At 62.6% G+C, this 10,455-nt stretch carries 9 protein-coding genes; 4 read left to right on the forward strand and 5 right to left on the reverse strand.

Annotation, left to right across the window (positions count from 1 at the left end):
- Positions 1-37: 37 nt before the first annotated feature.
- Genes ACK8OU_RS17595 through ACK8OU_RS17605 form a run of 3 tightly spaced genes read right to left on the reverse strand, consistent with a single transcriptional unit; the run spans position 38 to position 4,953 of the window.
- Positions 38-2,020 (reverse strand): type IV secretory system conjugative DNA transfer family protein, encoded by a 1,983-nt coding sequence (locus tag ACK8OU_RS17595; protein ID WP_410304692.1) that lies wholly within the window; start codon positions 2,018-2,020, stop codon positions 38-40.
- Positions 2,013-4,364 (reverse strand): relaxase/mobilization nuclease domain-containing protein, encoded by a 2,352-nt coding sequence (locus ACK8OU_RS17600; RefSeq protein ID WP_410304693.1) that lies wholly within the window; start codon positions 4,362-4,364, stop codon positions 2,013-2,015. The genes ACK8OU_RS17595 and ACK8OU_RS17600 overlap by 8 nt, the downstream gene beginning before the upstream one ends.
- Positions 4,351-4,953 carry a helix-turn-helix domain-containing protein gene (locus ACK8OU_RS17605; RefSeq protein ID WP_410304694.1) on the reverse strand — a complete coding sequence of 201 codons (603 nt, stop codon included), beginning with the start codon at positions 4,951-4,953 and terminating at the stop codon, positions 4,351-4,353. Before ACK8OU_RS17605 ends, ACK8OU_RS17600 begins: the two co-directional genes overlap by 14 nt.
- 562 nt (positions 4,954-5,515) lie before the next feature.
- On the opposite strand from ACK8OU_RS17605, the gene ACK8OU_RS17610 reads away from it, so the two are divergent.
- From ACK8OU_RS17610 to ACK8OU_RS17620, 3 genes are all read left to right on the forward strand, one after another.
- Positions 5,516-6,235 (forward strand): nucleotide-binding protein, encoded by a 720-nt coding sequence (locus ACK8OU_RS17610; RefSeq protein ID WP_410304695.1) that lies wholly within the window; start codon positions 5,516-5,518, stop codon positions 6,233-6,235.
- Positions 6,236-6,245: 10 nt separating this feature from the next.
- Complete coding sequence (locus tag ACK8OU_RS17615; RefSeq protein WP_323019963.1) at positions 6,246-6,902, forward strand: hypothetical protein; 657 nt, start codon at positions 6,246-6,248, stop codon at positions 6,900-6,902.
- Between the two features lie 151 nt (positions 6,903-7,053).
- Positions 7,054-7,224, forward strand: coding sequence for a hypothetical protein (locus ACK8OU_RS17620; RefSeq protein ID WP_156178428.1), 171 nt, complete (start codon positions 7,054-7,056; stop codon positions 7,222-7,224).
- Positions 7,225-7,783: 559 nt separating this feature from the next.
- Here ACK8OU_RS17620 and ACK8OU_RS17625 read toward each other — a convergent pair.
- Complete coding sequence (locus ACK8OU_RS17625) at positions 7,784-8,812, reverse strand: hypothetical protein (RefSeq protein ID WP_149884480.1); 1,029 nt, start codon at positions 8,810-8,812, stop codon at positions 7,784-7,786.
- Positions 8,813-9,117: 305 nt separating this feature from the next.
- Here ACK8OU_RS17625 and ACK8OU_RS17630 point away from each other — a divergent pair, with 305 nt between their 5' ends.
- Positions 9,118-9,318, forward strand: a complete 201-nt coding sequence (locus ACK8OU_RS17630; protein WP_410304696.1) for a hypothetical protein — start codon at positions 9,118-9,120, stop codon at positions 9,316-9,318.
- Positions 9,319-9,320: 2 nt separating this feature from the next.
- On the opposite strand, the gene ACK8OU_RS17635 is transcribed toward ACK8OU_RS17630, so the two are convergent.
- Entirely contained in the window at positions 9,321-9,869 is a 549-nt protein-coding gene (locus ACK8OU_RS17635; RefSeq protein ID WP_410304697.1) for a hypothetical protein, read from the reverse strand.
- Positions 9,870-10,455 lie beyond the last annotated feature (586 nt).

Raw genomic sequence — 10,455 nt, forward strand, 5'->3', positions numbered from 1 at the left:
GCCCGGACGACACTGTCCGCGAAGCGGCCATCATCGCTCATCCATGTACTTCGATGATCGACCGCGTCGTCTGCACAGCCGCCGCAAGCTGGGTCCTGTCTGCCTCCTTGAGCCCCAGTCTAGCCAGATCGAACGACAATTGACCGGACCCACCGCCACCCGCCGCAGCGCGTGCTGCTCGGCCGCGCGCCCGACCTGATCGCGCTGGTTGCTGATCCTGCGTCTCCGTTGCAGGTGACTCAACCGTCATCGACGAGGACGCAGATCCAGACCCCTGCGCACCTGCAGCCGCCCGAACCTCGTGCAATTCCTGCTTCAGCTTCTCCACCGTCTCCCGCGTCTCGGTCATCTGCCGATCGCGCCGCAGTCCGTCTTCATCCGGATACGGGAAACTCCCCGCCTGACCGGCATGCAGCACCTTTAGTGCCGGGTCCTCGAAGTATTTGATCCGCCGCGCCTGGATCGGCATCTGCGCGTCGATCACGAGGATCACCTCGTCGAGGTCCATCCGTCGGGCCTGATCCTCGGTCAGAAGCGGCGTATCCTCGGTCCGCTCGGAGACGCTGCGCCCCTCGAAGGGGTTGCGCCCGACCGCGCGGGACCGGGTGATCACACGCTTGGTGGTCTTGCCCACGGCCTGGCTTAGCTCTTCGATGGTCTTCTGCTCAGACGGGGTAAGGTAGAGCTTCACGCCAGCACCGCCCTGAAGCGACCGGCGGGTGTTCTCGCCATAGATCTCGTCCAGCGCCGGGATGGTCTGGGTGACGATGGCGAGGTTGCCACCGAAAGAGCGCAGCGTCTTGATGCTTTCGGCGACAATCGGCATTCTCCCGAGACGGTCGAATTCGTCGAGCATGATCATTACTGGCCAGGGCTCATCGTCCTCAGGCTCCTGCGCCTGCAGCGAGGCGATCAGGTCGGAGAAGAACAGCCGGATCAGCGGGGCGAGGGGGCGGATCATCTCGGACTCGACCACGAGATAGATCGCGTGGGGGCGACGCCGGATGTCCCGGAAGGAGAAATCCGAGGTCGCGGTGGCCGCGTCGATCGCACGGTTGTCCCAGGTGTCGAGACCCGAAGTCATCAGGAGCGACAGGTAGGAGGTCAGGGTGTCATTGTTGGTCGATGCCATGCGCTCGAAGATCAGCTTGGCCGACTTGTTCTTCACCTCCTGTGCGCGCTTGAGGTATTCCTTTTGCTTGTCGCCGCCCGAGGCGGTGATCCGGTAGATCTCGCCGATGGTCGGAACGCCGCGCTCGAAGGCCAGAAGGCCCGCCGCCACAAACAGATCAATGCCGCCTGCCAGTAGCCCGCTCAGCTTTTCGTTGTCGGTCTGCAGGAAGAGCTTGGCGGTCAGCTTCAACTCCATCTGCTGCCGGTCACGGTTGGTCATAGCCGCGATACGCGCCAGCGGATTGTAGCGGTGGGTCGGCCGATCCCAGTCGGTCGGCGCGAACCGGAACACCTTGTCGCCCATGCTGGCGCGGAAGCGCGAGGTCTCGCGGAAGTTCTCGCCCTTTACGTCGAGCACCACGGCCGAGCCTTTGTAGGTCAGCAGGTTCGGAATGACGAAGCCCACGCCCTTGCCTCGGCCCGTCGGCGCCACGATCAGCGCATGCGGGAAGGTTTTTGACACGAGGAAGGGACGCTTCGATTTCGGGCGACCAAGCTTGCCCAACAGGAACCCACCGCCCGGCTTGGCAAAAAAGCCGTTGCGCTTCATCTCGGCCTTGGTCTGCCAATGTGTCGTGCCGAACCGGGTCAGTGCGTCGCCGAGAAGCGTGACGCTCAGCATGAGCGCGGCTATGCCAAAGCCGCCCAGGATCAGGTTCACCCAAAGGAAGTCCTTCGTGGCGGTGGTCCCAAGCCCGCGGTATTCCCGCGCGAGCAATGTGAAATCAATGCGCTCGGTCGACAGCCCAAAACGCAGGATCAGATAGCCTGTGGCCACGACGTAGCCGATGGCGAGGCCGACCAGCGTCAGGCTGAGGATCCCGCCCGCGATCTTGCCCTTATCCATGGGTGATCCCCTTCTCGCCATGGGTCGCCGCGTGACGCGCGCGCTGCGCCTCGATCTGTTCTTCGGCCAAGGCATCCAGCACCCGCTCCATGGCGGGGCCGTGGGCAGTCACCTCGCTGCTTTCCAGATAGGCCTTCGCAAGCTCCAGCTGCCGCAGCGGATGTTCGGTGAACTTGTCCAGCACATCTGCATGGCCGGCGCGCAGGGCGGTGACCGCGTTTGGCGTGAGGTTTCTGTCGACTTGCTCGATCAGGCGCTGCCCAGCTGTTTCGGAGAGAGCTGTGCCATCCTCGGCCTCGCCCCGCTGGAGGAACGTCATCACATCAGGGGCGGTCTCAGCCATGAAGCGCCGCTCGGCATAGTCTTGCCGCGCTTGATCCTCGATGTCGAAACTCCGTTCGCTGATATAGGCGCGCGATGCACCCATGGCGCGGAGGCGGTTGATTTCCTCCTGCACCGCCGTCCCGAATTCTTCATCGGGCATTTCCGCGCGGTAGCGCGCGAGGGTGCGGTCATCTTCGGTGATCGGACCGAGATGTTGCGTCGGATCGCGCAGAGCCAAGTCCATATCGCCCGCGTGGAGCCTGCGATCCTTCTCCTCGACGGCGAACTCCTGTGGCTTGCGGCTGTCGGTGATTTTGTCCCATGCCATCGAGGCCAATTCGGCATGATCGGGCGAACGCTGTGCATAGGCGTTGAAGGCGGCGCGGGCTTCTTCCACTTCGACAGCACCGGCCCTGCGCACGGAAGGGTCGTCTGAGAACGGGTAGGTGAAATCTGTCCGTCGGAACTGGGCGACCAGCTGCTGGAAGTCCTGCCGCTCGGACGGGGCGAAGGCGTCCGGTCCCGCGTCGTCGAGATCGCGGCTCAGTGGCGTCAGACGTTCAGCGAGCGAGACCTCGGCATCCTCCGCCTCATCGACATCGTCGACCGCCCGCAAGATGCGCGCATCGGTCAGAGTATCGCCCAGGCGGACGTGAACGGCTTCCAGCCGGTCCAGCGCTTCCTCGCGATCCTCGCCTTTCTCCAGATCGAGGTCGCCTGCCCTGGCGATGGCGCGCAGATCCTGCGCAAGCCATTGCCGTTCGAGGGCTGCATTGGCGGCACCCTCGCGCATGCGGGCGGCGACGGCCTCAGGATCGATGCCCGTGCCCTGCAGCGCCTCCGTAAGCCGTGCCTTCACATCCCCGTCGTCGAGACGCGCCAATTGGTCTTCGCGCATGTTCGCCCGCGCGTAGACGCCGTCCCGCGATGGTGCGTCGAGCAGCGCGGCCGAGCGGTCCCCAAGCGGATTGAGATGCGCAACGGAGGCCAGCACATCGGTAAGCTTGCGCTCGATTTCTGGCCGCTCGGACGCAGGCGCACGGTCGATCGCAGCCTCGATCTGGCGGATGTTCTGGGAAAACTCAGTGATCAGCGTGTCGAACGCAGTTTCGTCTTGGGACATGTAGATGGCTCCGTCAGATTGAATCTGACCGCCACTGGCAAGGATGGTGCTGGCCCGCTCGAGTGCCTCGGCCACGTCATCGAAGTTCGACCGGGATGCCTCGACCGCCAGCCCCCGATAGGTCAGCGCGCTGCGCGCCACCGTCTCCAGGGCGGCGGCCAGGTCGGCCCCGGTGCGCTGGCGCTCGACCGGCGGCCGACCTTCGTCACGGGCCTTGTAGACCTCGGCGATCTCGGCGCGGTATGTCGTGACCCCCCGGTCAAGACGCCGTGTCGCCTCGAGCCGGATCCCGTGGACCTGCGCCGCGTCAACCATCGCCGCCCGAAAGGCGTCGTAGTTGAAGTGGTGATCCTTCCCGAGAAAGAACATTTCGCCATCCTTGCTGCGGCGGTTCAGAACAATATGCGCATGTGGATGCGCGCGATCTTGGTGTATTGCAGCAATATAGTCGAATTGCGACCCCTCACCTTGAAAGAACCGCTCACAGATGGATTCCGTGATCGCGCGCACCTCCTCACCGCTGGTGCCGACGGGAAAGGCCATCAGCAGATGCGAGGTATGGCCGAGCTTGGGGCTGTGCCGCTCGCCCCATTGGTTCTCAAAGCGGCGCACGACCCGGTCGATCTCGGCCTCGGACAGGGTCTTCTTGCCATCATGGGTGCCGCGGCTGTCGAGGATGTGGCTCGACTTGGTGGTGAGGTAGGTGAGCTGGGCCTTCAACTGCGCCCCGGTATGGCACCCACCCTTGGAGATCGGCTTGAAGATGGCCGGCGAGTAACCGCGCGCAGCCCGGACCATCTGCGCCTTCTTCGACAGCCCCTGCCAACTGCCTGAGACCCGGCTCCAGTCACGGTCGAAGAGGGCTGGGCTGACGCCGCGCGCCTCACCCCGCGCCATTCTCGGCCACTTGTTCCGTTTCCTGCCGTGCCAGACCGGCAAGGGCCTTGGTGACCTCGAGGTCCAGTTCGCGGCGGCGCGCACGGAACATCTCCTGGATCTGGTCGGCCATGTCGAAGACGAGCACCGCTAGATCGCGGATCTCGGCATGGCTGGCGGGGGTATAGGGCAGCCGCTCGCCCTTGAGCTTTGCCTCGTTCAGGCGGCGCGCAACCTGGTTCACGTTGTTGCCGACCCGGTTCAGCGCCGCGCTCATCCCTCTCAGCTCATCCGTCATACCCTCATCCGGGCGCAGGAGATCGTCTGCGGCCAGCATCAGGGAGCGCATGGCATCCGAGCGATGCGCGATCCCGCGCCGCGCGAGAGCCGCATCGAAGCCGCGAAGGTCGCGGTCGGTGACGCGCATGGTCAGCACGCGGGTGCGGCTGTCATTGGCGGAGACGGCGGAACGTCCTCGGCTCAGCACGTTGTAGACGGTCTTGGGCGAGACCTTCAGCGCTGAACTGATCGCACTGACCGAGACGCCTTTCGCCCGTTCCCGGACGATCTGACGGCGCTCCTGATCGGTCAGTCTGCGACTGCTGCCCATGTGAAGTATACGTTCCTATTTCTTGCCAACTTCGTACACGCCCGCCTTCTCCCAGCACAAGCGGAGAAGGCACCAAGGGCTTGTACTCAATGTAGAAAATCGGCCCTTGGGGCCGATTTGACGTCCTTTGTCAAATGCAGCGCGCAAGGCGCTCAATGTAACGCGTCCCGCGTTCCCTGCACCGTGCATCACGTCCTCTGCACGGTGTCTTTTGCGCTCTGCAGCGCGTCTTCAGGCAAGTGGGACGTGCCGATTGCAACCCGCATCGCGCACTCCGCACAATGCACGGCGTCACGTGCACCTCGCGTCGCGTTCCGCGCTTCACGTGCTTTGGTGGATGCCGAATGCAGCACGTCCTTTGGCAACCGCATCGCGCAACCTGGATCGCGGCGTCTGTCCCCTGCGCCCCGCTGTCTGGTTGCTGCAAAATGCGTAACGGCGAATGCAACCTGCCCACCGCATCGTGCATCCCGCCTTCCGCTTGACGCCGATGCACCAAGAGGTTAGCGACATTACTGCATCTTTGTAGCGTTTCACTATTCTTGTAGGAGACCCACCCCCCATGCCCAACGACAATCTCGTGGTCATCGCCGCGATGGCCCGGAAAGGGGGGAGTGGCAAAACCACGCTCTCGCGCGCCCTGATCAGCGCTACCGTGGCTGCCGGTCGCCGGGTTCTGCTGATCGACACCGATAGCACCGGAGTGCTTGGCGCCTGGCACGAACGAGCTGAAGCGGCGGGTCTGGGGTCGCCTCTGCTACGGTCGATCTCGGTCGAGAGTGTGGGGGCCGTCGATCGCAAGATCGAACAGGTCTATGATGCGGACTCGGCGGATTTCGTCTTCATCGACACGGCAGGCGTCGGCGCGGAATGGTCGGACGGGATCGCGGTTCTCGCCGATCACATTGTGACGCCGGTCATGCTCTCGACCTCAGATCTCGATGTCGGTGCGCAGACCGCCGACTGGTTCGAACGGTTGCGCGCGCGCGTCGATGACCCGGCGAGCTTGCCGCGCCACCATGTCGTTCTGAACATGGTTGACCCGAAAGCCACGCGCGCGGATGCCGCCTTGATCGAAGTGGCGATCGTCCGGTTTCCGGTGGTTGAGACGGTGATGATGCGCCGCAACGTCTACAAGGAGATGGACGAGAAAGGCCTGCTCCACGCCATCGCGCTGCAAAAGCAGGCCGACCCAAACCCACTCATGCGCCCGCATGTCCGTCATGTCGTCGAGGCCCTTGAGGAGGCAACCGACATCCTCAACAACATCCTGGCCGCGTGAGGGTGGGGCGTTGAGAAAGAAGATTCCAACCATCACCCGGCCCGACCCAGCCTATGCCGCGTCCCTTCTGCCCGAAGGGGAGAAAGACCCGGGAAGGGAAGAGGCGGATCGGGAAGAGACCGTCCTGATGCCGATGAGCGTGACGGCAGACGTGGCGGATGAAGATCAAGCGCCGGCGCCAAGCAGGCCTTCCGTGCCTTCGCCGCAAGCAAGCCAGGAGACAGCGGCCGAGATCATAACAGCGCCCACGGCGTCGCAGCCTAGGGTCCGACGCATTCCGGCCACCCGCAAGATCGATATCCGGGTGAACGCGCTGGAACGGCAGGAAGAAGCCCTGATCGACTGCGGCGTCGACCCCGCCCATGTCATCCGGGCCGCTCTGCGCCGTGCCGTGAAGACCTGGCAGCTGGGGCCAGAGTTCGTCCCACCTTCCGAAGAGCAGAGAACGCGGATCACCGAATGGCGCGCGCGCACTTCACTGGCTGTCGATGCCAATGCGCTGACTTCCATCCTGCACGCCCATGACCCCCTCGATGTGCTCAGCAAGTGGGCCTTGATCCGCGGCCAGATCGAGCCGCGCGTCTGGGCGGAGATCGACATACTTCTGGACGAGATTGCCGTTCGCGCCGCAGCGCAGAATACAGAAAATGATGCGTCAACAACCTGATTATAAAGACAACTTGTCCTTTTGTCGGTGGGTTTTTGCCGAAGCTACCGCCCACACCTTGCAGTTGCAGAAACCTGTCGTTAACACCGCTGACAAGAAATTTTTGACCTCCCTTTAACCAGTTATGAGGTCCAGATAGCAGGAGCGCGTCATGACCCCAAAACCCCGCCTCACCGGCGAACCGATCATGCGCATCCTCTGCAAGAAGACCGACAATCTGGTGGGTTTCCTCTACCAATGGAACAATGGCGATCTGCAGCCCGCGTGGCTGGACGATGCTTTGGCCGAGGTTCGCTACGAACCAATTAGCGACGCCGCCTGACACACGTGATCTGATTGCGGGCGAGGCGATCAAGGGCGGTGCGGAGTGCGGGCCCACAGCAGGCCGCGCCGAATTCTGCGCATCATGAGGTATAGAATTGAATTCTATACCTCATACGTCGGCACCGAACCCGATCCGACAGGCCCAATTTATTTTCTTTCATCGCCCCTGTCCGACCTACCGAGCTGCGGTACCTGCGACTCCTTTGAAGGCGTAGCTATTCGGCAAGCTTCTCGATGATGGGTTGTGGGAACAGTTTCATAGGGATCGTCTCCTCTTTCGTTTCGAGTTCTCGTCCTCTCGGACACGAAAGAGGCAGACAGGGCGTAAGAGCCAGAAGGCGCACAGGGGTAACACGGTCGGGGCAAGCCCCGAGTGGTGCGGGCACCCCTTGCGACAAGGGCGCGCCCTGTCAGAACAGCGGACTAGACTAGAAGACAGATGCGGTAGCAGGAGACGAAGCCCCGTTCATGAAACGGCCAAACCCCACGAGTGCAAGCGCACGGGCGGACTGGAAGCCGGTGGCCTTCACAGATGGTGGCTGCGCCCTTGCCGATCTTTATAGTGAAGAACTCTGCCCTGAACGGGCACTGCCTGCATCATCCCTAAGCCCCGCAACGAGCTTCTCGACAAGCTCGACGGCCTCGGTGACGCCTTCGGCGCGAAGTACAAGCCGCTGGCCGGGCCGATAGCGGGTGTCGCCGCTCTTGGCGATATACTCCTCATCGACAAGCCCCTGCCGGTGGGCAAGCAGATGGCGCTGCTGGAACGCCCGCACGAGTTGGTCGAGGGAGGGGGCGTCGAGATGGGCGCCATAGCCCTGCCCCGTCGCCTGCTGCCAAAGGGTACTGCCCTCTGCAAGGCTCTGGAAAGCGTTCCGCCTTGCCTTCGGCGGCGCGGGAAGCTCCACAAACAGAGCTTCGACCACACGCTGAAAGGCGGTGACAGCGTTCTGCAAGCCGTTCTCGATCACGACGCGCACGGTGGTTTCGGCGGTGTCGCGATCCGGCATCGCGGCGCGCACCTGGTCGAGCGCACGGAGGGTAGCCTTGATTCCTGCGATGGTCTGCTCGAAGACCTGTTCGGCGGCACTGTGGCCGCAAGCGGGACAGAAATAGGCGGCCCCGATCACGGCATAGCGGCAGGCGCAGGACGGGCAGGTGATCTTCAGCGCCATCGGGTCGGTGGCGGCCGGGGGCAGCATGACATGCTGCGGCCGGGAATCCACCTTCATCGTCATCGAAATGAAGCCGCCGCGCGGCCTGCTCCGGTTGAACCGGGCAGCATCGGTTTTCAGTGCTTGATTGAGGCCGCCTTGAAGCTGCGCCACGGCAGCCGCGTGCATGTGCTCGACCTGTTGCTGTGTCCACCAACGGTCGCTGTGATCGGTATGGCCGCAGGCGGGACAGTGAAGCCGCTCTGCTTCCTTGGCCTTATGCCAATCTTCGCTGAGCATCTTGAACTGGAAAAGGCATTCATCCGATGGGCATTCACGGTCGAAGTAGCCTTCCTCGTCGTCCTCAATGAGGATCGAGACTTCGCCGCCGCCTTCGAGGCTCCGCAAAAATCGTTGTGTCTCTTCAAACATCTCGCAACCTCAGAACATCTTGTAGCGTACCGTTCGCTTAAGCCCCATATATAGCATGATTGCAGGGCAATTCGGAGTCTTCCATTGGACGGGGCTCTTCCCTTGCCCCTGGTGTTCAATTCCTGCTCCTACCGTCTGCCAGATCACCGGACGCTGAAGGTAAAGCGCTTGCGGTGCGCCTCCTGCCATGCTGATTGCGGCCTTGCTCAGGCGAAGCCTGTGGCGCGCGGTGCCTTAAGCGCCGCATGAAGTCTGGCCTGCCCTTCTTCCCGTGAATTGAATCCCACGGGAGAAGGAGACCTGCCATGACCCACGCCATAACCCTCGACAACCTGCACAACCTATCCGACGAAGCCCTCTGGGCGCTGTTCGATGAAACCCAAGCCCTGCTCGAAGAGCTGCCCTGCGGCTGCTGGCAGCGCGGCATCGCGCTCACCAATCAGCGCCTCATTCTTGGCGTGATCGACCGCCGCCGGGTGCAAACCTCTCTGGACGTGCCGCGCTAGGCTTATTTCGCCGCCTCTTCCTGCTTCTCCTCGGGAAGAGGAACATTCATGTCCTCGGCACCGATGGCGATGGCACGCTCGACAAGTGCATTATAGGCGGGGACGGTCAGCCCCGCCGTCTTGGCCGCATGAAGGCGGCGAATGGCGAAATGCGGGTTGAGAATGACGGCATGGGAGAACTCGCCTGCGGTGCCCGCCGCGATGCGGATGAAGCCAAGGTTGGCAAGCTCCCTCATCCGCTCCTTCCAGGAGCGCACCGCCCGCTGGCCGGTGTAGCCCGAATAGAAGGCAAGCTCGTCGGCGTTCTGCAAGCTCACATACATCTCGTCGAACGCCTGCCCCCAGAGGGCAAGATAGGTCATCGAGGTGCGTTTGCTGCCCGGAGCCAGGTCGTCGATAATGTTCATGATCAGCGGCATCGTGCGCGGCACGGACGTGAAGCCGTCATAGACGCTGCGGTGCCAAAGGTCGTCCGGAGACAGATCAGGCCAGAGCTTTGCGCGAAGGTCTGTAATTTTCTTGGCGATTTTCTTCTTGGGTGTCCTGACCATAGGAGCCTCATGTGCTAAAGGGGACGGGCTGAAGTGTGGACCTTCAGCCCTGTCGGCGGTGAGTGCGGCGGCGCGAGGTTTGGACGCTCGCTCCGATGTTCATCCTCTCATCGGCAACAGGGCTAATATGCCTAGAAACTTGTTGTTTTTCAAATACTTAGTTCGCGCGACTCGGCATCTGAAGCTGCTCCTCCAGCCAATCTGGAAGGCGCGGATGGAAGACTTTGCGCAAGCTCGACATTTGAGTTGGCGCAAGCCTATCAAGAAATCGCCTGAAAACCAACGTGATAGGCGGTTCTGGCGGTGCTCGGCGTGATCACAGTTCTCGCGCGTCCTCGCGGTGCTCGCTGTGATCGGGGCGAAAACCCCCTCCCCGCGCCGGGAAGAGGGGGGTAAAGCGGCGGCCTATTCGGCCGCCATCGCTTGGGGCTAAAGGTTGGGCATGGGCGCGGGGAGTTTCAGCCCCCTTCAAAGACGAAGGAGAGATGGCCGGTCAAGACCGGCGCTGCTGACAGGATGAAACTGGCCGTTACCCTGCCGGATCGTCGACTTTTGGAAGCGGGCGGGCAGGAAATTTCCGTTGCTG

The sequence above is a fragment of the Pontitalea aquivivens genome (assembly GCF_046507575.1).
Taxonomy (GTDB): domain Bacteria; phylum Pseudomonadota; class Alphaproteobacteria; order Rhodobacterales; family Rhodobacteraceae; genus Pontitalea; species Pontitalea aquivivens.